The 24709-nt window shown below is 32.0% G+C and carries 27 protein-coding genes; 16 read left to right on the forward strand and 11 right to left on the reverse strand.

What is annotated here, in order from left to right; genetic code table 11:
* Positions 1-17: 17 nt before the first annotated feature.
* Together D1867_RS08475 and D1867_RS08480 are read right to left on the reverse strand one after the other, a co-directional pair.
* Complete coding sequence (locus tag D1867_RS08475) at positions 18-542, reverse strand: DUF5591 domain-containing protein (RefSeq protein WP_155863755.1); 525 nt, start codon at positions 540-542, stop codon at positions 18-20.
* A complete protein-coding gene (locus tag D1867_RS08480; RefSeq protein WP_240872202.1) occupies positions 505-1392 on the reverse strand; it encodes a tRNA guanosine transglycosylase family protein in 888 nt (295 codons plus the stop codon). The genes D1867_RS08475 and D1867_RS08480 overlap by 38 nt, the downstream gene beginning before the upstream one ends.
* A 125-nt stretch (positions 1393-1517) precedes the next feature.
* Here D1867_RS08480 and D1867_RS08485 point away from each other — a divergent pair, with 125 nt between their 5' ends.
* The 7 genes from D1867_RS08485 to D1867_RS08515 all read left to right on the forward strand — a co-directional run bounded on the left by D1867_RS08485 (position 1518) and on the right by D1867_RS08515 (position 7947).
* Positions 1518-2225 (forward strand): hypothetical protein, encoded by a 708-nt coding sequence (locus tag D1867_RS08485; protein ID WP_155863756.1) that lies wholly within the window; start codon positions 1518-1520, stop codon positions 2223-2225.
* A 30-nt stretch (positions 2226-2255) separates the two neighbouring features.
* Positions 2256-4184 carry a thioredoxin domain-containing protein gene (locus D1867_RS08490; protein ID WP_155863757.1) on the forward strand — a complete coding sequence of 643 codons (1929 nt, stop codon included), beginning with the start codon at positions 2256-2258 and terminating at the stop codon, positions 4182-4184.
* A gap of 9 nt (positions 4185-4193) precedes the next feature.
* On the forward strand, positions 4194-4913 hold the full coding sequence (locus D1867_RS08495) for an SDR family NAD(P)-dependent oxidoreductase (RefSeq protein WP_155863758.1): 720 nt from the start codon (positions 4194-4196) through the stop codon (positions 4911-4913).
* Positions 4910-5548 (forward strand): TenA family protein, encoded by a 639-nt coding sequence (locus D1867_RS08500; protein ID WP_155863759.1) that lies wholly within the window; start codon positions 4910-4912, stop codon positions 5546-5548. Before D1867_RS08495 ends, D1867_RS08500 begins: the two co-directional genes overlap by 4 nt.
* A gap of 2 nt (positions 5549-5550) precedes the next feature.
* A complete protein-coding gene (locus tag D1867_RS08505) occupies positions 5551-6201 on the forward strand; it encodes a hypothetical protein (RefSeq protein WP_155863760.1) in 651 nt (216 codons plus the stop codon).
* A 30-nt stretch (positions 6202-6231) separates the two neighbouring features.
* Entirely contained in the window at positions 6232-7293 is a 1062-nt protein-coding gene (locus tag D1867_RS08510) for a glycosyltransferase family 2 protein (RefSeq protein ID WP_155863761.1), read from the forward strand.
* Positions 7294-7377: 84 nt separating this feature from the next.
* A complete protein-coding gene (locus D1867_RS08515) occupies positions 7378-7947 on the forward strand; it encodes a hypothetical protein (protein ID WP_155863762.1) in 570 nt (189 codons plus the stop codon).
* On the opposite strand, the gene D1867_RS08520 is transcribed toward D1867_RS08515, so the two are convergent.
* The gene (locus tag D1867_RS08520) at positions 7939-8349 is read right to left on the reverse strand and encodes a hypothetical protein (protein WP_155863763.1); all 411 of its coding nucleotides are present in this window, start codon (positions 8347-8349) and stop codon (positions 7939-7941) included. The genes D1867_RS08515 and D1867_RS08520 overlap by 9 nt on opposite strands.
* A gap of 110 nt (positions 8350-8459) precedes the next feature.
* Here D1867_RS08520 and D1867_RS08525 point away from each other — a divergent pair, with 110 nt between their 5' ends.
* Together D1867_RS08525 and D1867_RS08530 are read left to right on the forward strand one after the other, a co-directional pair.
* Positions 8460-9515 (forward strand): radical SAM/SPASM domain-containing protein, encoded by a 1056-nt coding sequence (locus tag D1867_RS08525; RefSeq protein ID WP_338078012.1) that lies wholly within the window; start codon positions 8460-8462, stop codon positions 9513-9515.
* 5 nt (positions 9516-9520) lie between these two features.
* The gene (locus tag D1867_RS08530) at positions 9521-10219 is read left to right on the forward strand and encodes a hypothetical protein (RefSeq protein WP_155863764.1); all 699 of its coding nucleotides are present in this window, start codon (positions 9521-9523) and stop codon (positions 10217-10219) included.
* Here D1867_RS08530 and D1867_RS08535 read toward each other — a convergent pair.
* Both D1867_RS08535 and D1867_RS08540 read right to left on the reverse strand, forming a co-directional pair.
* A complete protein-coding gene (locus D1867_RS08535) occupies positions 10205-12550 on the reverse strand; it encodes a M1 family metallopeptidase (RefSeq protein ID WP_338078117.1) in 2346 nt (781 codons plus the stop codon). The two genes, D1867_RS08530 and D1867_RS08535, sit on opposite strands and share 15 nt — an antisense overlap.
* Positions 12551-12604: 54 nt before the next feature.
* A complete protein-coding gene (locus tag D1867_RS08540) occupies positions 12605-13438 on the reverse strand; it encodes a hypothetical protein (protein WP_155863766.1) in 834 nt (277 codons plus the stop codon).
* Between the two features lie 396 nt (positions 13439-13834).
* Here D1867_RS08540 and D1867_RS08545 point away from each other — a divergent pair, with 396 nt between their 5' ends.
* From D1867_RS08545 to D1867_RS08555, 3 genes are all read left to right on the forward strand, one after another.
* Positions 13835-15811, forward strand: coding sequence for a 4Fe-4S binding protein (locus D1867_RS08545; protein WP_155863767.1), 1977 nt, complete (start codon positions 13835-13837; stop codon positions 15809-15811).
* 55 nt (positions 15812-15866) lie between these two features.
* Positions 15867-16226 (forward strand): DUF2203 domain-containing protein, encoded by a 360-nt coding sequence (locus D1867_RS08550; protein WP_155863768.1) that lies wholly within the window; start codon positions 15867-15869, stop codon positions 16224-16226.
* A gap of 99 nt (positions 16227-16325) precedes the next feature.
* Positions 16326-16727, forward strand: a complete 402-nt coding sequence (locus tag D1867_RS08555) for a rhodanese-like domain-containing protein (RefSeq protein WP_155863769.1) — start codon at positions 16326-16328, stop codon at positions 16725-16727.
* Positions 16728-16853: 126 nt separating this feature from the next.
* Here D1867_RS08555 and D1867_RS08560 read toward each other — a convergent pair whose 3' ends face one another.
* Both D1867_RS08560 and D1867_RS08565 read right to left on the reverse strand, forming a co-directional pair.
* Complete coding sequence (locus tag D1867_RS08560) at positions 16854-17651, reverse strand: slipin family protein (protein ID WP_155863770.1); 798 nt, start codon at positions 17649-17651, stop codon at positions 16854-16856.
* Positions 17652-17674: 23 nt separating this feature from the next.
* Positions 17675-18988, reverse strand: coding sequence for a thermopsin family protease (locus tag D1867_RS08565; protein ID WP_155863771.1), 1314 nt, complete (start codon positions 18986-18988; stop codon positions 17675-17677).
* 34 nt (positions 18989-19022) lie between these two features.
* Here D1867_RS08565 and D1867_RS08570 point away from each other — a divergent pair, with 34 nt between their 5' ends.
* From D1867_RS08570 to D1867_RS08585, 4 genes are all read left to right on the forward strand, one after another.
* A complete protein-coding gene (locus tag D1867_RS08570; protein ID WP_338078013.1) occupies positions 19023-19391 on the forward strand; it encodes an NfeD family protein in 369 nt (122 codons plus the stop codon).
* The gene (locus D1867_RS08575) at positions 19375-19665 is read left to right on the forward strand and encodes a hypothetical protein (RefSeq protein ID WP_155863772.1); all 291 of its coding nucleotides are present in this window, start codon (positions 19375-19377) and stop codon (positions 19663-19665) included. The genes D1867_RS08570 and D1867_RS08575 overlap by 17 nt, the downstream gene beginning before the upstream one ends.
* A complete protein-coding gene (locus D1867_RS08580; RefSeq protein WP_155864451.1) occupies positions 19665-20465 on the forward strand; it encodes a gamma-glutamylcyclotransferase family protein in 801 nt (266 codons plus the stop codon). Before D1867_RS08575 ends, D1867_RS08580 begins: the two co-directional genes overlap by 1 nt.
* Before the next feature lie 81 nt (positions 20466-20546).
* Positions 20547-20837 carry a 4a-hydroxytetrahydrobiopterin dehydratase gene (locus tag D1867_RS08585; protein ID WP_155863773.1) on the forward strand — a complete coding sequence of 97 codons (291 nt, stop codon included), beginning with the start codon at positions 20547-20549 and terminating at the stop codon, positions 20835-20837.
* Here D1867_RS08585 and D1867_RS08590 read toward each other — a convergent pair.
* The 4 genes from D1867_RS08590 to D1867_RS08605 all read right to left on the reverse strand — a co-directional run bounded on the left by D1867_RS08590 (position 20830) and on the right by D1867_RS08605 (position 24691).
* The gene (locus D1867_RS08590; protein ID WP_155863774.1) at positions 20830-21150 is read right to left on the reverse strand and encodes a DUF6788 family protein; all 321 of its coding nucleotides are present in this window, start codon (positions 21148-21150) and stop codon (positions 20830-20832) included. The two genes, D1867_RS08585 and D1867_RS08590, sit on opposite strands and share 8 nt — an antisense overlap.
* Positions 21151-21181: 31 nt before the next feature.
* Positions 21182-22339, reverse strand: coding sequence for a Cdc6/Cdc18 family protein (locus tag D1867_RS08595; protein WP_338078014.1), 1158 nt, complete (start codon positions 22337-22339; stop codon positions 21182-21184).
* Between the two features lie 431 nt (positions 22340-22770).
* Entirely contained in the window at positions 22771-24009 is a 1239-nt protein-coding gene (locus D1867_RS08600) for an NADP-dependent isocitrate dehydrogenase (RefSeq protein WP_155863775.1), read from the reverse strand.
* A gap of 25 nt (positions 24010-24034) precedes the next feature.
* On the reverse strand, positions 24035-24691 hold the full coding sequence (locus tag D1867_RS08605) for a hypothetical protein (RefSeq protein WP_155863776.1): 657 nt from the start codon (positions 24689-24691) through the stop codon (positions 24035-24037).
* Positions 24692-24709: the final 18 nt, after the last annotated feature.

Raw genomic sequence — 24709 nt, forward strand, 5'->3', positions numbered from 1 at the left:
TTAAAAGACTCTTGGCATTATAACGTTTTTAATACTTCGCTTATCGTTTTAAACGCTAATCTACCATAAGGATGCATTTCTATCTTAATGCCTGCTTTTTCGGATGCCCTGCTTACTATATTATAATGATGCCTTGGTAATACAGCAATTATTCTTTCATGTTGAGAAGATATTTTCCTAAGCATAATGGAGAGAAGATCAACAAACTCCTTCTTCTCTTCTTCTGTCATCATCGATGGAGGATAATCATAAGAATTAAATGGATAGCACTCTTCATATTCTCTAGGAACAAGCAACATAGGTTCCGATACTGAATAGAATTGAATATAATCCTTACCTTTTGCTATAGAATAAGCTAACTTATGGGTAGGAGACCTATTATATGGCTTAATAGAAGTGCAAGGTAATAGGAAAGCTATTTCCTTTTTAGATTGCCAATTCTCTATGAAGAAATCATACCATTTTCTTACTATAGGATTTTTAAATAGATCTACGCCATCTTTTTTAATTATTGGTGGCCCTGAAAGAGGAGGACACTGCATTACACATTTCCTCTATTTCACCTTTTAGATAGTCAGAGCCCATCTTATCAACTTTCCTTGAAAAATCTATCAAATAGTTGTGTTCCTCATATTTGGAATTTAGTAACACCCATGCGTTTATAAGAGCTCTACTTACCCAGTTCTTTAAATCAACTTTATAGGGAAACCTAGTTCTCTCAAGAAAGTCTAATAGTAATTCTATGTCCTCATCGGTAGCCCTTTTAGCTTTCCATACTATTTTTCTATCTCCAACATATCTTTCACCTTTTCCTGGAATTATTACTAAACCACGACTGGCTTTTATCCTATAAGTCGCAGTATCTACACTATCTGCATTGAAGAATAATTCTCTCATATATGGCGAACCTGCACCAAGGACGTGAAGGTATTTCACTTTTCTTCTCAAGTAATGATAGATCATGATAACTAGCTTTTTACTACCGCTTAATGATGGCGGAACTATTCCTCCATAAGCCATCTTATCTGTATATTGAGAATAGAATTCTATCGCTTTCTCTATACCGTCTGGAGTATAGGCATGGATTATTGGCATTACATTTATTTTTTCATATAAATATTCAAAATTCCTAAAATTTATCTCATTTACGTCTGTACAAAACGACGGTACGTCCAAACTCATGAAATTATCTGCATGGAGAGAGAGATATTTCTTTAATACTGCATCCACTTGTAGGGAAAACCCTTTAACCATTATTTGATAACCACCACTATCTACCCAAGTTTCATTATCCCAAGTAATGTTATCCCAAACTAATTGATTAATCATTAGAGGGGTGTTAAGCTCCCATATCGGGATTCTAGCGTCAGGTATTCCAAGTAATACTTTCACAATAAACCTGACGATTAATTTACATTTATCTATATACAAAATAATACCAATCAATCAGGAGGAACAACCCGTCATCACTCTTCAGGTTAGGTTGAGGTCTTCATTCGATCTTATTATAGGCAATAATGCTTAAAAGACTTTCACCTTTCTCTCTACTTATTTTATTAAAAATCAAGGCTATGATTAAGAAAGCATTACCATTGTTCCTTTTATTTTTAATAAGCACCGCTACTGTACTGGAAGCAAGTTCTACTTATGAGGTAAATATTCTCTTCCAAGGTAAAGGAATTTCTGCTATTGTGGAATATTGTAATCATATAGAGTTAATAACTACAAATAAAACTTTGTATCTTCCTAATACTTCAGTTACTATAACTGCGTATGAGACTATAATAGGTTATAATATTTCCATAAATGGTATGAACGTATCATCATTAACATTTAATCCAAATAATCTAAGTAAAATAGTAATAAAAGCGTTTCCAATATATGTCTGGATAAACATAAAAATTAATGGAACTGGCAAAGTGATTGTTAATTTTCAAAATGGTAGCAAAGAAATTGTTAATCAATCCACTAAATTAAAAGTGCTATATGGAAGTCTAATAACTTTAAGCGCAAGGGGAACAAACGGTGAGTCTTTCATAAGCTGGAATAATAATTATACATATCCAACTATGTGGCTAATCGCTAGTAATAACACATGCGTAATAGCTAATTTTGGAAAAGCTAAATCTCCAATATTCTCTTCGGTAAATTTTCTAGGTATAGGATTACTAGTAATCCTAGGAGGAATTTATATTTATATTAAAAGAAAACATAGTCCAACTTAACTTTTAACTTTATTTTAACAACATTATACAATGAATGGCTTAGCAAATTCAGAAAGTTTATATTTAAGAGAGGCCTCAAATCAGCCAGTAAATTGGCTTCCTTGGTCAAAAGATGCATTTGAAAAAGCCAAAAAGGAGAATAAGTTAATACTTGTAGATGTAGGGGCTGCATGGTGCCACTGGTGCCACGTAATGGATGAGGAAACTTATTCTAACCAAGAAATTGCTAAGATAATTAATGAGAACTTTATCGCAATAAAGGTTGACAGGGATGAAATGCCAGAAGTTGATAGGAAACTACAATTAATAGTAAGTGAAATATCTGGAGAATCTGGATGGCCACTTACGGTATTTATGACTCCAGAAGGTAATGTTTTCTTTGGCGGTACTTTCTTCCCTCCAGAGGATTCCTATGGTAGGATTGGATTTAAAAGATTATTAAATGAAATTCTTAGAATTTGGAATACTGAAAGAGATAAAATATTAAATTCGGCAATACCTTTATCAATAAAAGTCAAGACTGAAAATGAAGGACAGCTTAATAAGGATTTAATAGAGTCCTCATTTTCATTATTAACTTCTGCGTATGATCTTGAATACGGCGGACTAGGTAAAAGTATGAAATTCCCTCACCCTAAAGTTGATGAATTTATGCTAGCTTACTCTGCTTGGACTGGAGATGATTTAGGAAAGAAATTAAACAATTTCACATTAATTAAAATGTTTGAAGGCGGTATCTTTGATCAAGTAGGTGGAGGATTCCATAGATATACCACGGATAGAGAATGGATAACCCCACATTTTGAGAAACTACTTATAGATAACGCAGAATTATTAGAAGATTACTATGTGACTTACTTAGCAACTGGAAAAGTCGAATTTCTTGAGGCATACAATTTAACTTATGAATTTATAAAAAGAGATTTAGAAAATTCCATAGCTTTTTCAAATAGTATAGACGCAGACAGCGATGGCATAGAAGGCGGTTATTATACTTGGACAGAAGAAGAAATAAAAGATGCCTTGGGTCAAGAAGCAGAATTAGCAATAAAGCTTTTTGGATTAAGGAAAGAAGGTGGAGTAGTTGAAGGTAGAAAAGTTTTAAGAGTTGATTTAGCTGAGGCAAAAAAGCTTATAAATACTGATATTAATATTATTTTGCAAAAACTTAGAGATTTAAGGAGAAGAATGCTTGAATATAGACAGAAAAATAGGAAAATGCCTAGAGTAGATACAAACTCTTATTCTTATCCCAATTATAGATTAGCTGAAGTTTTATTTCAATCATTAAAAATAGATGATGGCCTAAAAATTATCAAGAACTTAACACCCACAGTAAGTAGAAGACTTACTGGAGGAAAAGAAGGTCTATTAGAAGATTATGCATCAGCATTATTAGCATCAATTTCCGCATATGAGGTAACAGCTGATGAAAGATACTATTCATTATCTCTAGAGCTATACAATAAACTGAAGGATTTCTTAGGAGCTGATGGTTTTGAAGAGCCTAATGGGGAATTACCTTATGGAGACATGCCTAATGAGTCAGCAAATTCCTTAGCAGTAAGAGGGATACTTAAACTATCAATGTTATATAAAATAGATATTGAAATAGAAAAAATTTTATCTAAGTTAGTAAATTCCGATCCTTCATTTGTATCTGGATTATTACTTTCTGCAGGCAGTATCATAAATGGGATAGCTCATGTTGTTATAGTTGATGAAAAGGATGATAAAGCTGAGGATTTACATAAGGAAGCTATGACCACATATTATCCTTTAAAAGTCGTTGAAAAAATCTCTGATGATATTAAAGACAGATTAGACTCAACGTTAAGATCTATGCTTAACGATAATAGAGGAAAAAGTAGAGCTTACATATGTATAGGAAATACATGCAGCATGCCTATTTTCGATAAAGAGAAAATTAAACTTTTACTTAAAACTAAGTTGAGCTAAAATACTTTTATGAGGTTAAAAGATAAGGCAATACTAATCGTTGGCGTAAGTAAAGGTTTAGGTTACGCATTGGCGTATTTTTTACTAAAGGAAGGAGCAAAGGTAATCGTTAATTCTGGAAACAAAGAAAAACTTCAAGAAATAGTCGATTCGTTAAAAAATCTAGGCGAAATAAATTATATAGCAGAGAGAGTAGTAGATCTTAGCTCTGCAAAAGACGTACTAAGTAAATCTTACGAATTAATTAAAAGAAAACTTGATGGAATAGTAATTTCCATAGGGGGATACATAGAGGATAATGTAGAGAATCTTACCGGATTAGATGAAATGATAAATAACCACGTGAAATATCCACTTTATATTATTTCTGCCGCATTAAATTATCTTAATGAAGGTTCTACTATTGTGCTGGTATCAGCCATGAGAGGAATAGATAAGGCACTTCCAAATCAGCTTTCATACTCAATTTCGAAATCTGCTACTGCGAAAGCTGTAGAAGTTTTAGCTTCAGAATTATTAGATAAGCAAATAAGAGTAGTAGGAATTGCACCTAGTTGGATTTACGGAGATTTTCAACCTAATAGAGACTGGAAAAAATTAAGAAAGCTGGGAGACGTAAAAGCCCCGCCAGAAGATTTTGCTAGAGTTATAACATGGTTATTAACTGATGAGGCAGAATGGATTAATGGAGTTGTAATTCCAGTTGATGGAGGTGCAAGGTTAAAATGAATAGCGATATTTTGAGAGAAAAAGCAGGAAAGCTATGGGAAAATTACGTTAGACACGAGTTTGTAATTAAGATGAAAGAAGGGAGCCTAGATTTAGAATCTTTTAGATATTATTTAATACAAGATTCTAAATATGTCGAAATTATGCTAAAAAGCTTGTTGCGAGCTTCTTCTTTAGCTCCTTTATCCCATTCCACAAAGATTCTAAAATCAATCTTTGACACTAGAGATAAGGGCATAGAAGTTCATAGCTGGCTATTATCAAGGCTTGGCATTTCTCATGAAGAGATAAGGAATACGGGTTATTCTCTAGTAAATTATGCATATACACGACATTTATACTATTATTCTACTAGAAGCTGGGAAGAATTTCTTGCTGCATGGGCGCCATGTATGTGGGGATATTATGAAGTAGGTAAATTCGTTAAAGATTCTCCTAATGAATTATATTCAAAATGGGCTGAATTTTATGCGTCTGATGAATACAAATCAAGAGTAGATGCAATCCTTGAGGCATTAAACTCTATAAAATACTCAGAATCTCTTGTTACGCCATTTATAAATAGCGTAAGATTTGAAATAATGTTCTGGGAATCGGCACTAAAAAGGGAACCAACATTAATAATCGGCGATTAAACTTGTGGATTAAAGAAATAAGTATAAAATTTACTTGTAAACCTCAATCTCTAAATTTTTACTGTAATAATAGAGGAAACGTCATAGAGCTTACTGCAAGTTCTTCATGTAGATACTTGAGATTATTTACAAAGGATTTTAGACTCACATTTTCTAATGGCAAGCTATTTGATTTTAACAATTTATCTACTAAAAAAGGTAAAGATGCCATAACTGAAATAAATTCCATACTAAATTCGCTAAAGCCAGGAATAGTCGAAGATTTAAATGAGAACAGTCTAAGATACGAAATTCCAGTTAGTTTACTTAAAAATTTTGTAGAGGACCTTAATGTAGAAAACGTATCTCCAGAAAGATACCTGGATTTTAACATTGATTACATAGATTATGATATAGGAAGAGATTTTCTAAAAAATAGTCCAAGATTTGAAAGCGAAAGAAGGCTAAAAATGTCCTTGTCAGTTAATAATAAGTGCTTAAGAATTATATATTGGCTTGATTCTAGTAGCGTGGAAACATTTTCCTCTGAGGACTGTGTTAACTGGATGCCCAATACTAAGGTATCTACAATTATAAGTAATATTTCTACTTTTGACGAAAGATATCTAGAAATAAAAAGATTTTTAGAAAAAATTACAGCTAATAGCAGTTAATATTTTTTTATTCTGGTACTCTGACTAGTCATGAACCTTATTATCATAATGATATTAATATCTAGTATTTTATTAGATCTAGGCATACTCATACAAATTTATGCGGAGAATAAGAAATTTTTTAAAGAACCTAAAGAAGGTAATTATCGCGGAAATATAAGCATAATAATACCAGTTAGAGGCATAGATGAGAATTTTGAGGAAAACGTAAAATCTCTACTTAACCAAGATATCAAGCCGCTAGAAATAATTTACGTGATAGATCCAGATGATCCCTATAGAGAAACTATTGAGAATATACTTAAGAAATACAATGTAAAAATTGTTCATACATTTTATAATTGCAATACGTGCAGCGGGAAAATAAGAGCTCAAATTTCTGGTCTACTTCGAAGTAATGGAGATATAATAGTTTTTGGAGATTCTGATACATGGTATCCAAAATACTGGCTAAGAGAACTGACATTGCCATTAAGTAAATACATGGCGACTACAACTTTTTCCTTTGCTAGTCCTGCTAGATTGACGTTAAAAAATCTAGTAAGGGCAGGATTTTGGACATTGGGCATAGAATCTCAGGCTATAGGTGGTACTTTCTTATGGGGAGGTTCTATGGCATTTAGAAGAAATTTCTTCAACAAAGATGTAATTAAATCCTTAAGCAAAGAATGGTGCGATGACTGCACTCTTACTAGGATAGTAAAGGAAAGAAAAGGAAAAATAGGCTTTATAGGCAACGCTATACCGCTTAATATTTACGATGAACATAACCTATTTAAGTGGGCACAGAGACAGGTCTTAACAGTGAAAATTTACTCTTATAGAGGAGCAAGAGCATTTATACCGTTTGGATTGTATATGGTAATACTATTAATTTCTCTTATTTTGGTTAAAAATTTTCTCCTCCTATTACCTTTTTTGTTATGGATAATAAAGAATCTACTTAGAGGCAGGAGACTGGGTAGGAAGGCTATTTTACCCTCGTTATTATCTATAATAGGTATTTATTTTGCATGGATTGTATTAATATTAAGCTGGAGGAAAAAGGAAATAATATGGAGAGATAAGATTTACATAGTAGAAAATAAGTGATGACGTTCCACCCCTTTGATTGATGAAATAAGTTTTTAGAATCTGAATAATAATTTTATACAAAGTGATGAGGTCGAGCACTGCATGAGTTATGATGAAAGGACCACCGCTGAAGCAGTTATAGAAATACATTTTAACCTTTACGAGTTTAGGGACTCCATTTCAAAGTACACAATAGTTAGTGACGATGACTGGCAAATAATATCTGGAAAAGAAGGAAAATATATGACAAAAGAATTTGATACTTATGGTATCTTAATATATCCGATAGAAACTTCAGAGGACATAAAGTATGCATTCTCAAATAAAATTGAGAAAATTGATAAATTCAGAGAAGCATTATATAAACCTAGATATTGGAGGGAGTTTATTACAATTATGATAGAAGGTAACAAGTTATATACTTCTCCAGATTTAGGTTTACAAACATTTAATGGTGTGGATCTTGTAAACGATATTGCGAGAAGCAAAGGAATAGAGTATGAAGATATAGACGATTACTTAAGAATTTCAATAGACCTCTCTAGGCCTTTAACTAAGGAATCGTTAAATGATGCCATGGAAAGGCTATCTAAGGCATTACTTCTATACTATAAAATTAAAGAATATCAAGAGGATATAGCGTCAAAATTAGCTTCACAAATGTTATCTTAGTTTCAAATACATAGAGATCAGAATTCCTGAAATAAATATAATACCGCCTATTATAATTATAGGAAAAATAATGATATAGAGAAGTCGTGGCAATAGTATTGTTTTTTCATTTAAATTGACAGAGCAAGACGAATTATTTACTATACTAACCTTACCTTGAAGATTAATTACTTTACAGCCTATTGTATAGATATTATTTCCATGAATACTAACTCCGTTTCCTTGAAAAACTACTATACTATTTGAATTAAAGCTTGTTACTAAAGTGCCATGAGGAGGTATAATGAGCTCTTGAGATGAAGAATTTACTTGAAGTAGAATATCGCCCAAAATTATACTGGAAAGTAACATAATAATACCTGCTAAAATCATTAGTCTACTCAATCTATCTAATCTTATCACATTTTAATTTCACACTTATAAATTATAAATGTTATGAATACTTCTCTTTTATATCAATTAATATTTGACAATAAGCGATTATTTTATAAAATTTCCTACGTATTTTACTTGTGCTATGGCTAGTATTTACGTCTGGTAAATGCAATCTAAAGTGCGATTATTGTGGTGGATCTTTTCCTAAAGATGTTGTTCCTTGGAATGTTAAATACGACATTAATAAACTAAAGAGTTTAATTGAGAGAGATCCAGAAGCCACGGTTATATTCTATGGCGGTGAGCCTTTATCTAATCCCAAATTTATTATGAAATTCTTGGATTACATAAAAGCAAAAAGATATGGAATACAAACAAACGGTACGCTTATTAAGCTTCTTCCAGAAAATTACTGGAAGAAAATTAACGTTGCGCTACTATCGATAGATGGAAGAAAGGAAATAACGGAAAAGCACAGAGGTAAATATATTTACGATATTGTAGTTAAAAACGCTAGATATCTTAAATCACTAGGGATAGAAACTATTGCAAGAATGACCGTAACGCAAGATTCTGACATATTTGAAGAAGTAACTCACTTATTAAGGTTGGGAATATTTGATAAAATACATTGGCAGCTGAATGTAATATGGAGTGATAAATGGAACGTTGAGAAATGGGCTAAAGAATCCTATTTACCTGGAATAAAAAAATTGGTAGATCTATTTCTGGAAGAATTAAAAAAAGGGAAAGTAATAAAAATTATTCCGATTCTTGGCGTATTAAGCGCTTATTTCTTTGGCGGATATAAAGGATCTCCTTGCGGAGCAGGATATAAATCCGTTGCTATTACTACTGATGGGAGAATACTATCTTGTCCAATCGCTGTTTGGGAAAATTGGGCCGTTTTAGGAAATGTTAACTCAGGATTTAGACTTCTTGAAGATCCTCTACCAGAAATATGCAAAAAGTGCGAATTTAAAGAATACTGTGGAGGAAGATGCTTATATTCCATGAAGGAAAACTACTGGGGAGAAGAAGGATTTAAAGAAGTTGATGAAATAACTAAAGAATATTTAAAAACTGTATTGTCAATAATTCCAACAATAAAGGAATTAATAGAACAAGGAATAATAAAACTTAGTGACTTGAAATACGATCCTACGCTAGATTCTACTGAAGTAATACCGTGACAAATATGAAAATTGAATATGCAAAAAATATATTTCCAAAGATTATGGAATTATTAAATAGAGCTACAGATGAAATAACTATAGCTACTGGCGGATTTTCTGAAGATTTTATAGAAGCAATAATAAATAGAGCTGCAAGCGGAGTACAAACTACAATAATTACATCTGATAAGAACTGGGCTAGATGGCTCGCGAATCAAAAAATTAGTTATAAGAAGGATGAAGAAAATAAGATAAAAAAGAGTTATTTAAGATTAAGGGATAAAATTATTATTTATTCGAGATTAAGATATATTATACTTATAATTTCAATATCCATTCTCATAGTTCTCCTTATTAGAAACACAATTCATTCGTTAGTTACTTTAATATCATCCATAATTATTATAATAATTAATATAATACAGTTCATATATATAAGAAATATGATAAAGGTAGAGGAAAGTAAACTTAATATGCTTAATATTGAGGTTCAAAAAACTCTAGATGAATTGACATCAACTAGAAATATTCTAGCAAAAAAACTTAATATTATAGAAAGTAATGCATTAAGTTTTAGCATCGTAATAATAGACAATAAATCGTTACTTTTATCATGCAATTTAAATTCAAAGAATTCATCTGATATCATTATATATGACGAAATTCAAAAAAACGATGCAATAAAACTCATATCGTATATAACAAATTTAGGCAAGTCTTGAGAAGATTTTTAATTTCTCTATTCCTTGCTTTATTCCTTTTTCTGCCTCTGGCATTGGATGCTTATTAAAGTACTCTTCTACTTCTTTCTCTCTTCCTATACCCAAGATTGGTAAGACATCAGATAGTACTCTTCCTAATATTCCTGTTCCTTGGTAATATTTTCTAATATTATCCATATATGTTTTTAACCAGCTCCATACAGCCTCCTTAGCTTCTACATTATACGCTACTATAGGCAACACTCTAACAATATCTTGCTTCTTTATTTCTCCTGTTAAACTCAAACTTAAGGTATTAGTTACAAGATAAGGTTTCTTGAACGATAACATTGCCTTTAAATAAGTCATTTTTTCCTCATCAAATTTTTCCTTTCTATATTTATCTAGAATTTCGTCAAATACTGAGTCTTCATTAACTATTGCATAAGCCATTGCCACTGCATCTTTCTTATTAGGATCTATCGAAGAAAAGTTAGTCATTTCCTTAGATAACTCTAATGCAAAATTATAGTCCATTTGAACTAAGTTTTCGATAATTTTAGAGTAAGTAAGCTTACCTAATGCATCAGTCTTTGTTTTCCATATTTTCTCTTGTGATTCATGAAATTGTAAAGCAAGATTACTATATTTCTTAGGATTTATAGCATATAACATAAAAAGTTGCGATGCCAACTCTAATACAGGCAAATAAGATTCCTCATTCATCATAGATTGAACTATTTTCTCGTACTCTTCAAATGGAATAATTCCTGCTAAAAGGAAATTAAAGTAATCATTAATCAATCCAAACTTCTCTAAATGATTCATGCTTCCTAAGATCTTTAAGTCGTCATAGTAAACTCTATAAAATCCTGCTCTATTCAAGTTAACCTTTATTGAATTTACCTTCTCACCAGCATTATACTCCTTCTCTTTAGAATCAAGAAGAAGCGAAATTTTCTTATTTCCATTAACTTCTAAAGTTAATGGGACCATGTAAATTTTATCATCAGTACTGCCGTCTAACATAAATCTTCTTTGTTCGAATTTAATTATATTATCCTTAACTTTTACAGTTATCAAAGGATAGCCTTCCTGCACTATCCATGATGGCATAATCTTACTTATAGGCTTTCCAGAAGCCTCTTCTAAGCTATTCCATAAATCTCTACCTTCTGCATTGGAGAAACTGAATTTATTTAGATAATTAGATATACCTTTCCTAAACTCTTCTTCTCCCATATAAGATTCTATCATTCTTAATATACTTGCGCCTTTACCATAACTTATATCATCAAATAATTGTTCAATTTCTTCTGGTTTTTTGACCTCAACTTCTATAGGATGTGTTATATGAAGAGAATCCTTTTCCATCGCTCCTGCAGTTTCGCTGTACAAAAATTCACCCCAATAGTCCCAATCTGGATGAAGCCAATTAACTGCCTTATAACTCATAAAAGTTGCAAAACTTTCGTTAAGCCATAAGTCGTTCCACCATTTCAAAGTAACTAAATCTCCGAACCATTGATGGGCTAGTTCATGGGCTATTACTTCAGCTACTCTTCTTAATTGCCTTATACTTGAGTTCTCGTCAGCTAGTAATGCTGTCTCTCTAAAAGTTATTGCGCCCCAATTTTCCATAGCCCCAAATGCGAATTCTGGAATTGCTATAAAGTGAGCTTTAGGTAATTGATATTTTATTCCATAATAATCTTCGTAAAACTTGATAAACTTCCTCGCAAAATCGGCGGGAATTTTAGCTTTTGAAATCTTGCCTGGTACAGTAGCCACTATAACTATAGGTTGAGAAGAATAATCATAATATTCTTCGAATTTTCCTACTCCCATGTAAATTAAATATGTAGACATTTTAGGAGTCTTTAAAAATTCTATTATTTTTTTATCTCCCTCATAATATATTTTTTGAGGTGGCATATTAGATATTACATCTAGATCCTTGTCAACTTTCACAGTAAACTTGAATTCTGCCTTATATGACGGATTGTCAACGCATGGAATAAACTTTCTAGCATGAGAAGACTCGAATTGAGTAGTGAAGATATAGGAATTATCATAAGGTGCTATATACATTCCAACCAAATCGTCTCTTACTTTACCCTCAAATTCTACTTCAATAATTCCAGAAAAATTGCCAGTAGATATTGTTACAGTCTTATCATCTGCTAAGAAGTCAACACTTTTACCATTAATGCTTACCTTGGTAACTTTAACGCCTTCAGCATCTAATATAACTTTGTCCTCTGTACTTAATTTTATCTTTTCTATTCCATGATACTGTAATCCCTTAAAATCAAATTCTATAAATACATCGTACGAATCTATCTGCATAATCTAAATCTTTTAGGGTATAATTAAAAACTTGCTTTAGGGTAATAGAGAGCGATATTACTCTGAAAACTTACTGTAATTACTTACAAAGACAATATTACATTTAGCAGTCTTTAAATACTCGTTAAGAAGAGTTTTTCCTTCATTGCTTAGATGAGCTTCTACATCTTCAATAATAAGTACATCATTGCTTGTAGTATTCAATAAAAAATACTTTAGTGCAAATAAACTGAGTAATTCAGAGGAGGAATTATATGCTGGCTGATCATCAATAAAAAGACCTTCATTGTTTACAACAATCTGATGCCCTAAAATTTCATCCTTATATCCAGGATTTATAGAGATTGAATTAATGAACTCAGCAGCAATACCCATACTTCTAGGAATACCAGAAATTCCCTCAGATTGAAATACAACAAACTTATAAAATGATGCTAGAAAACCGTCTCTAGCAGAAGGTAAAATAAAAGGCCTTTTTCGCTCTATATGATTAAAATAGAATGAATCAAGTAAAATGGCTCCCTTTAAATCGTTTGTTATTCCCTCTGGAACCTTAAGTAAACTAGAAGATAAACTTATTTTATTGCCGTCAATTTTACCTTTAATATTAAATATTTCACTCTCAATCTCAAAATTGATATAAAACTTTATTCTTCCTTCAGTAAGCATTAAAGAGATCATACTAGACAAAGTCTCATCAAATGCCCTTTTCCAAGAATCTAAAGGATCCTTAAAGTCATTCACTTTACCATAAAGTCTTGGCATAGAATATATAGCTTTTTGGATAAAATAAAATACCCTACCTGCTTCATAAGCATTACTACCATAAATATTGCCATTAAAATTGTTTATAACATACGTCTCATCGTCCTTAAATATTCTTACGATCATAGTTTAAGTTATTATTTAAGCTAATTAAAATAGATTGTAAGGAATTCTTACTTATTTATGACGTGCATTATATGCATTAATCTTTAATAGTTGCTCAACTGACTTCCTCCCCGCCCTGGAAGTGTTCCCTCCCAAGGGGCTCATAGTTACCACCATCGACTCGGGTGGTCCAGAGACCACCATTTGAGGGGACTTTCATGCTGTTTGCCCTTCACTCGAGCTGTGGAGGTGCGTCATTAACGTCTTGGGCTATCCATCCCCTTTCCTCCCCCTTAACCTCCTTTTTGTAAGCTTTTTGCATACATATGGGTAAGAAAAGTTAAATAAATTAAAATTTTATACATTTTCTATTCATTAAAACTAAGGTTTATATAGTATATGAATTGAAATTATCATATGAATTATCTACAATTGGCAATCCTTGTGTATATAATTGGAATGATGACTGCAGACTTTATAATACTGTACTACTTGCTAAGAAGGCCAATAGTAAATAAGAAGGCTATATTCTTCGTAAGCTCAGTATTACTTTACATGTCAGTAGAAGCTGTAGATATTAGTTATATTTTGTTCTCACACGGGAGTATAATAATAGAACCAGTATCCTTAATTATTGCTTCAATACCCATAATACTCTCTACTATGATGAAGAATTCAATAACCAGATGGAGAGAAGATAAGACTTCTGCTTTAACTTTAGCTTTAACCATAGTTGCTGACGAAATTGCGATGGGTTACGCATATTCCGAAGCTTTTGGACCTCATATAAATCCTTTAATTGACTCAGTGAGTAACATAGCCTTCGGAGTTATGATGTTGGCAGATTCAATATTCTTCTTAGCTCTATCTCCAAGAAAAATCGAGGAATTAGCATTATTTACATTTGCGTCCTCGATGGCTTTCATGCCTAACATCTTCTTTACGTTCTCTGCGTACACAGAACTAGTAGGATCCTTAATTGCTTCGATAATTATGATAGTTAATATAATAACATTATATCTAATCGAATCAAGAAAATTAACATTCAACGCACAGTTACTATCAATATCATTAGGATTTTTTGATTTTGTAATGATGCTTAGTTTATCAATATATGCAACATCTAAAGACCTTTATACAATTTCTTTAACAATGATTGCTTCCATGGTATGGTACTTTACTTTAGTACTTTATAGATTTAAAGATGTAAAAATAAAACTAGGTTTAAAATATCCACTAGTATTTGTAATATTTATTAATTTTGCTGAATTAACTATGGGATTTGGAGAAAGCGTATTAGGATTCAGAATAACCAACAATTTATGGATGCCTAGTATGATGAGCATGCATAGTAAATCAATGGATCCTATGCATATGCATATGCTAATGTGGAGTCCTACATCTAATCCGTGGTGGTGGATATTTCCTACAGATCCTTGGAGCATGACTTCCATGGCTTATAAGCAAGCAATGATGGCTACTCATAATATTCTATTTGCAGGATTCTGGGCATCGTACATGCTAATAATGATGACCACTATGATGCCATTCTATGTGGTTATGATGGGTGCAGAAATGAGCTATTTGGTATATGAGAGATTTAAAACAGCTAAGAATTCTAATGTTAAAAGTTGGGCAGTAGCCATACTTGTGGGAATTCCATTATTTGTATGGTTACTTCCTTATTACACTCAAACGTATATCTTCGGAATGAGTGGAATGCTTTCTCATATTAATCCAGAATTTGCTCCTACATTACTATCTTTAACACTATCTTTAGTAGCCATAGCTCTAGCATCAACGCTTTTTGGGAGGAGAGCCTACTGCAACTTAGTATGCATGTCAGCACATATGTGGACTAATATATATTATGATCAATTTAAACCAAAAAAATCTAGTAAAATTTGGGAATACATTAGATGGATAAGTTTGAGCATAATGATAATAGTATTCACTTATGTTTTTCTAATATATCTAGGAATTGCAAAGAATCCTTCAATAGGAACTTTACAGATACCTTTACTAGACTTTTATGGAATGTTCACACTTAATTATGTATGGTGGTTCTTCTTCTTCCTAACACCAGTATTCGGGACTTATTCATGTGCAAGACAGGGTTGGTGCGGATTCGGAAATTTTGTTGGTTTATTTAATAAAATTCTCTTTAAGATAAAGGCAGATTCAGTAGATACTTGCAAAAGTTGTAAAACTGTACAGTGTGAAAGCGCTTGCCCGGTTAAAATACCTATAAGAACTGACGTATTATCTAAAGGATATACTAATAGGATTTCATGTGTAGGTTGCGGAGATTGTGTAGAAGCTTGTCCTTACAATAATCTGGAAATTATAGATATAAGGAACGCATTTAGATCAGAGAAAGCCAGGACATCATAAATCAGCCCTTGTAAGGTTCATCATTCTTAATATTCAAGTTTTACCATTTTTTCTTATGATCTACTTTGATTTAAACACTGCTAATTCTTTACTCCCTTGGATAAAGGAAAAGATAAAAGAACTTAGACAGACCAGACTACAAATTGAAGAAGCATTAGTCAAAGGAGAGAAAGAGGCACTAAGTGAAGGTGCTAAAAAGATAGATAAGATAATTAAGGAAATAACGTCCCAGGGAATAATAATAAGAGACCCGGATTTAGGAATACTTGATTTTCCTGCTGTAATAAATGGAAGGCCTGCTTACCTATGTTGGAAAGATGGAGAAGAAAAGATAAGTTTTTGGCACTACGTAGAAGAGGGATTTGCTGGAAGGAAGAAAATAACTGGAAAAGAGGACATTTTAAGCTATACTTAATTAAAAATAAATAATTTTATAATTTCTTAATATTCTTGAAAAACTTATAACACTAGTATTAAAAGAAAGATATTTAAGTATAATAACCATTTTTACCCTATGCAAGTCGTAGAACAATACACTACTCCATATTATAAACATATTCTTAGCTTACCTCCTTCTTCCGTAAGAAAATTATGGAAACAAAATAAGATAACTCTGATAGACGTAAGAACACCAGAGGAATATGAAGACCATCATATACCTGGCGCAATACTAATACCTTTAGATTATCTTGAAGTTCTATCAAAATTCCTACCAGACAATGACGTTGCAGTAATATGCGAGCATGGAAATAGAGCATTTTACGCAACTTATGGAATGCCTCATATATACAAAAAGAAAGCTATCCATATGCAATATGGAATGGCAGGATGGATGGCAATGGGCTATGAAGTTGAGAGCGGAATGGATGAGAACGGTAAAAAATGGATGAAATTACTAGATTCTATTGAAAGTTAGACTTTTGTCTATAGGTTCTAATGGCAAGTATTTTTAAAATTATCTGCTAAGTGATACTTGATAGCCATGGAATTAGAAGAATACTTAGTACTTGAAGCATTATCAATGTGAAGTTAAAATTTATTTTTATTTCTGTCCTATTTCTTGTTGTTTTACATAGCTTGCAGCAAACGACGCTAGTGAAATTGTAGGGTATAATTCTTGACCTGCTGGGACCACTATTATTAATCCTCCTTTTTGTGAGATATCCGAAAGAGTCTCTAAGAATCTAAGTTGAAGAGCTGCTGGATTATTTTTATATGCTTGAGAAGCTTCAGCTAGTATTGTTGAAGCTTGTCTTTCTCCTTCACTTAAAATTACTCTAGCTCTTCTTTGTCTTTCAGCCTCAGCTTGTCTAGCCATTGCAGATAATAGATCCTGAGAAAGCTTTATGTCCCTCACTGTGACAGCGGTGACTTTTATTCCCCACGCTTCAGTATAATTATCTAATATCTCTTGCAATTTTTTGTTTATCTCTTCCCTCTTACTTAAGACTTCGTCTAGTTCCATTTGGCCTACAATATCTCTTAAGGAAGTTTGAGAAATATTTAAAACCGCAGATCTATAATCGTAAACCATTGAGACTGCCTTGATAGGATCTAGTACCTTGTAATATACTACCGCGTCTATAGATATAGTTACGTTATCCTTAGTTATAATTGTTTGAGGAGGAATATCGACAGTAACTATTCTTAAATCAACTATTACTGGTCTATCGATGAAGGGAATTAGAAAAATTATACCTGGACCTTTTACTCCCAAAATTCTACCTAACCTTAAAACTACGGCTCTTTCCCATTCTTTAACTTGTCTTAATGACATTCCTACAAATATTAAGATTATTATCAAAAGTAAAATTAAACCAATTATTAAACTTGTATCCATACCTTATATATTACTTTCAGAGTTTAAAACTTATATTTAGCTAAGATAGCAGAAACTAAGATTCCCACGACAAAAGCTCCAATATATTCTAAAAGTAAATAGTCTATATTAACGCTCTGTGATTTGTACTTTATTCTCGAGAAAGAGGATGATAAAGCATGTTTAAAGTTATAACTTTTTAGAAAGTTAACTAAAGAATCGTAAGCAGATTTCATTGAAGAAACTAAGTGAGATAATAATGGAGATGAAATATCATACGCTGAGGACAATGTATAATTTCCAGGATAGTAAATTATATATAGACTCTGAGTAGAAATATTAAATGTTATTTCTCCGGTACTATTTGTGTATCCTAATTCTTTTACACTTGTAAAAGGTATTGGAGAAGATAAATTAGCAGAAGGAACTAATACTTCAACTTCTTGATTGGATAATGGAAATCCATTAATGCAAAGCCTGACATGTTTTATGCTACCATTAGATTGCACTATAATTGATGGAGGTATCGGCCAAAGAACTGATGGAGAATTAATTCCTTTAGTAACGCACGCAAAAGGACTTGAAATATTTTCAAAATTTGCAAATACTTTAAGGCCATATGCGCTTTCTGCAGTATCTAATCCTACAGAGAACGCTGAGGAAGGTATAACTAGTTTTCCTTGTTGCAAATAGTATATTTCTTCACTCATATTACCAGACATACATACTTGGCTTCCACAACCTGGACCTCCCCAGACGAACTCTAAATCATTGGGTAGTCCTAATATAGATAACCCTCCTATCTGAAAATTTCCAAAATATGGTAGGATTTGATATACATATTTCTTGCCATTAATGCAGTATCCAAATTCAAGAGCCTTAGTAGCGTTCATGAAAAGTGAGAAATGAAGTGGAAGAGTAACATTAAATGTAGGACCTTGATACAGATAAACCCCTAGACCTTGATATGTAGTAATATTATTTTTCAAAATCTTAAATGGACCGGATAAATTCCATAGATTTATTATCATCGTAATTTCAAATTCTTTATTATTTATTTCATGAAACAATGCAACGTCTTGTGCCCAGTATTTTCCGTCTATCATAGCGTTTAGTTGGAGAGAAGCATTACCCTTTGCAAAAAACATTCCCGAAGGTAGATAAGAGTTACCTATATTAAGACTTGTTATATTAACTGTACCCATAACATATGTTGTATAAATTACATTAGTAAGAGGGAAAAACGACATGCCAGATGGATAAGCAGGGTCTCCAATTGTAAATGAATGAACAAGAGCTACAGAAGATAGCGGTAATAAGAGTAGCAATATTAAGCTTAATGATAATAATGAGTTCATAAGATTATTTAATTACTTAAGCTATAATAAAATTGTGGCACACCATATAGTTATTCCGATTATAATCATAATAGTCTTGATCATCATATTAATAGCTACTGGTTATATTTCTGACCCTATAATAGATATTCCATCTTTTGCTATAGTGGGATTTCTTACATATAGAATTTTTTACGTTATAATAAAAACTAGAAAGAGAAACTTATATTCATATAATGGCAAAATAGGAAAAGCTTTAGAGGATATTCCAAAAGGAAAAGAGGGTTATATATTAATAGAAGGCGAATATTGGAGAGCAATAGCCGAGGAGCCAATAAGTTCTGGAGACGAAGTTATAGTGGTCGGAATGCAAGATTTAAAGCTTATAGTGAGAAAAAATAAAAATAATGAAGTTATCATCTAAAGCTTTGGAAAAATTAAAAAGTTATGGCAATTACAGTATATCAGAAAACGGTAACGATATTATTATAAGCTATACTACTCCTTCCTTACTTGATGCGTCAGGTATAGAGGGAGAAAATTTTAGAATAGTAGAAATACACTGCAAAAAGGATAATGAAGGAAACTTACAGATTTTATATGCTGAAATTAAAAATGAGTCTAATGAAGTAATTAGGAAAATGGATTTAGATGAATTAGGACTGTGGATAGAGTATTTAGAGAGTAGTGATACATGATGTACTTATTTGCTTACGGAACTTTAAGATATGGTTTTGAGCTTCATCATTTACTTAAAGATAGTAGATTTGTAGGCTTAGGCTTTATAGAAGGGTACAAGATGTATGATATAGGAAATTATCCTGGTGTAGTTAGAGGAGACGGCATAGTATGGGGAGAAGTCTACGAAATAAAAGATGAATTAATAAACCTTCTTGATGAAGTAGAAGATTATAAGGGTAGACCAGACGACTTATATATAAGAGAAAAAACTAGAGTTTATTTTGACCAGAAAAGAAGATATTATATAGATAATGTAAATTTTTACAGATACAATCATGGAATAGAATTTAGGGATGAAATTGAATCTGGAGATTATTCAAGGTGGGTAGGGATGCCAGTAATCGTGAATTATTTTGCATATGCTGAAAACACGAATCCTGAGATTCTAAAGGAAAGAGGAGTTAAAGAAATATTAAAGGAGATTGAAGCATATTTAGAAGACTATAAAATTATCTTTAATATCAAATGCAAGTATGGACTTTGTGCAAATTTGAAAGAATTTAAAGGCGGAAAAGTTTACGGATATATATACGTGATGCTAGAAGATGAATTGAATTCATTAGATAAAGCAGAAGAACACTTAATTAAGTACGTTAGGGACGTTATAAAGGTAAAGGATAAGGAAGGGAAGGAATATTTCGCACAAGCCTATATCTCAGATTACAAAGATGGAGAAGGAGAACCTACAGATTTTTATAAGAATTCAATAATTGAAGGCTTAAAGAGAAAATGGGATAAAATAAGTACCGGTTTATGATGAGTGAGCCCTGAAATGATCGATGAAATTAATGAACCAGGCTGAACGTATATTTTTAAATATTTTACACAAATACTTTTTATGAACAAGCTTTCTGAAGATGAAATAAGGGATAAGTTAAAAAATTTAAATAACTGGGAATATAAAGATAACAAACTAGTTAAGGAATTCAAATTTAATACGTTTGACGATTCGGTAAATTTTCTTAAATTAATACAGCCAGTAGCTGATAGTTTGGATCATCATCCAGATGTGCATATATATTATAATAGAGTCATTATTGAACTAACAACTCATGACGCTGGCGGTATAACTGATTTAGACTTTAAGCTAGCCGAAAAAATAGACGACCTAAGCAGACATATTAGGTAAATTCTAAGCTATTCTTTATCCTATCTAAAATCTTTTGAAGTCTTTTCTCTTCTTCTCTTAATAGAGATACTTTCTTTCTAATGTCCATGGAATACTCTATCTTCTGTTGTAGTTCTTCAGCATCTTTACCTAAATATTTACTCTTTAGTTTTCCTTCCTCCCAATACCTTAAATAATAGTAAACGTGATTGCCAATTTTTTTCTTATCTATATGCCCACTGGGAAGTCTCTTCAATTCTTCTTCTAATTTCTCTCTTTCTTTTTGTATCCGCAAAAATTTTTCTTCAAGTTCTTTAACCTTTTCCCATAGCATTTTCAATCACCGTATATCTGCAAAGTTTCCTTTAGTATTCATACCCTATTTCCTCAGCTAAATTTTCGTCTAACGCCTTCATAATCTTTTCCCTATCTGGAACTTCTATATACTTTCTTATACCCCCAGCTCTCCCTTTATTTAGTATCTTTATCTTTATTATTCCAAACATATCAAGTTCAGATATTATGTCGGAGAAACGCCTATATGATAAAGGTCTTTGTTTCAATTTATTACATAAATCAACATAAATTTTATGAGCAGTTACTACATCTTCCGAATCTAATGACGCTCTTAAGGCTAATTTATAATGAAATGGAAGAGATTTGATAGCTTCAACTAACCTCTCTTGCTCGTACTCAACAATTGCCCTATCAACGTGTTCTTTTCTTATTATACCTTCTCCTGAGGCCAATTGAGCTGCTCTAAATAACAGATTAACGGCTTTTCTTGCATCTCCATGCTCTTTGGCCGAGATTGCTGCTATATATGCTAAAATTTCGTCATTATAAGTCCCTCTGAACAGACCATATTCTGCGTATTTACTCAATATTTCTTTTAATTGTTCCGCATCGTAAGGCTTAAAAATGACTGAAGGACCAAGAGATGATAATACACGAGGCTCCATGTAGTCCCTTACATTAATATCATTACTAATCATAATTACTGATATTTCAGCGTCTGCCCTAAGTAGCTGATATAGAACTATATCTCCATCCCTTCTTTTAACTAAAGTATCTACTTCGTCTAAATATACTATAGCTTTCTTGCCTTCTACTGCATTTTTTATTTTTTCTATATACTCTCCTAAATTTATGCCATGCTTTGGAACAATATCGTTTGTTAATTTCTCAGCTAGTACAGACAATACTGCTTGAGGAGTACCTCCAACTTCCCTGCAATTTACATACGCTTGTATTACATTCCTGTAATCCTCATCCTCTTTTTTTACTTCTTCTATCTCATTTAGTATGTATCTAACAACAAAAGTTTTACCTGTACCAGTAAGTCCCAAGAATAAATTGGAAAACCTTACATCGTTTTTAACAAAATATCTAATAGATATTGCTGTCTCTTTTATTATATCTTCTCTATAAGGTATCTCGGTAAAGACCGAAATAGGGTCTATGAAAACCTTAGGATTTTTTATGACCTCGCCTTTTCCGCCCTTTAATGTCTCTCGAATCACATTGTTTCATTCGTTTCATTAGTTAAATGTTGTTTCAAATATTACTTATAGTAGTACCAGGTTTTGGCCTGGAATAGTATTACACGATAATTAACTCCCCGGTTTTACTGTATAAAAGAAGAGTTTCATCCGTACATCTTCCCTAAACTTTATTCAATCTATTATTTTCTCTGTTCAGCGTTAATAGTGATCATATTAATAATACCTAGAGTTATGTATTACGACTTAAAACATAGAGACAGAGTAAAAATGCAGAGTTTTAGGGACAAGAAATAGAACAAATAAAATCATGGTTTGTATAAATAAAAGGTTAACATTGACCTTACTATCATGAGTATAAAAACAGTTTCGTTGGAAATCTAGACTCAGTGTGGGAAGATTAGGGTAATGTAATACTTGAAACTCTTCTTCTATACAGTAAAACCGGGGAGTTAAACTAACGTTTCCATTATGTTTAAGAGTTCTTGAGTGTATTCTGTAGTAGACAACGGTTTTACATTCATATATCTTGCAAGATCTTGAGTAACTTTCTTTTGTTTTATAGCTTCTACAATCGCTTTATCTATAAGATCTGCCGCTTCTACCCACCCCATGAATCTTAACATTAGCTCTCCACCTCTTATCATTCCTGTAGGGTTAGCAACATTTTTCCCGGCGTATTTAGGAGCCGTTCCGTGTACTGCTTCAAACATACCTGCGTCGTCACCTACGTTAGCTCCACCAAGCATACCTATGTTACCTATTAACGCACCTGCAGCGTCTGAAATATAGTCTCCATTAACATTAGGAGCAAGAATTATGTCGTAATCTTCAGGTCTGGTAATAATTTGTTGGAACATGTTGTCTGCTATTCTATCGTTAATAAGTATTTTACCGTCTGGAATTTTCCCTCCATATTTAGTTGTAACCTCCTCTTCTGTGACTATGAAATCTCTAAATTCGTTAATTGCCGTTTCATAAGCCCATTCTCTGAAAGCTCCTTCCGTATATTTCATAACATTGCCTTTGTGCATGATGGTTATTCTCTTTCTGGAATTTTGTAGTGCATATTTTATTGCCATTCTAGTAATTCTTTGAGTTTTGAACTTACTTATTATTTTAAACCCTATACCTGTATCATCTTCCACATCAACTTTTAGTTCTTCTCTTATAAATTTTCTAATTTTTTCTGCTTCTGGAGAATTATATGGGTATTCTATTCCTCTATATAAATCGTCTGTATTTTCTCTAAATATTATCATATTTACTCTTTCAGGATTTTTTATAGGGCTTTCTAGTCCTTCTATGTATTTTACCGGTCTTATATTAGCATAAAGGTCGAGCATTATTCTTATTGCGACATTGACAGATTTCCAACCTTTACCTATGGGAGTTTCCATAGGGCCTTTTAATACAACTCTGTATTCTTTTAACATGTCTTGTGTATCTTTTGGGAATCTATCTCCAACAAGTTGAGCAGCTTTATTTCCAGCTAGAACTTCTACCCACTTGATTTCTCTATTATCTTTATATTTTAGCTCTACAGCCTTATTTATTACATCAATTGTAGATTTTACGATTTCCGGACCTATTCCGTCACCCTCAATATACAAAATAATAGGCTTATTTGGGGTAATCCATTTGCCATCTTTAAATTGAATTTTCTCTCCATCTTCTGGTATTTTGTACATCTCTCTTAACATTAACTTAATGTTTTTATTCTTTTTTCTTCATTACAAACTTCATTCCAGACTTTATGTTTTCTACACTACCCTTTTCTTTTATAAGATTACCTTTATCAAAAAGGAACTTCATGCTATTTCTATCAGAGCCTATTATGAGCGCTATTTCTGAATTTATACTTTCCATAACAGCCTTATTAATTAGCATGTCAAATTCGTCATCGGTTTTTATAATACCAGATAATATCGTCTTCATTTGATTTAGTATATTATCAAATTCAATATCAGAAACTTCTTCTTTATTATGTTGGTCAATTTCATCCTTAACTTTATTGTAGAACCTTCTTGATTCTATTTTGACCAATTTTTCTAAAGGTCCTTTATAGTAGAAAATTATCTTAACTTTGGTTAAGTTAGTATTTCCTTGTAAAGGCTCAAATATATGGTCTAATTTGCCCGTTATTCTAGGCTGTTCACTCCTAGATATAATATAACTAATTCTGTTTTTTGCTAAAATTCTTTTTACGTTAATTTTTACATTTAAGATCCAACCAATGCTAACAATAAATTCATTGTCAGATATTTGTGAAATACTCTTAAATAATGGTATAAATTTCATTATATTCGATGGATTGCTGAAAAAGTCATAAGCATTAAAACTTGGTAATAATAATGTGAACTCCTCTTCCATAATTATAAAGTATTACTT

The sequence above is a fragment of the Acidianus infernus genome, assembly GCF_009729545.1.
Lineage (GTDB): Archaea > Thermoproteota > Thermoprotei_A > Sulfolobales > Sulfolobaceae > Acidianus > Acidianus infernus.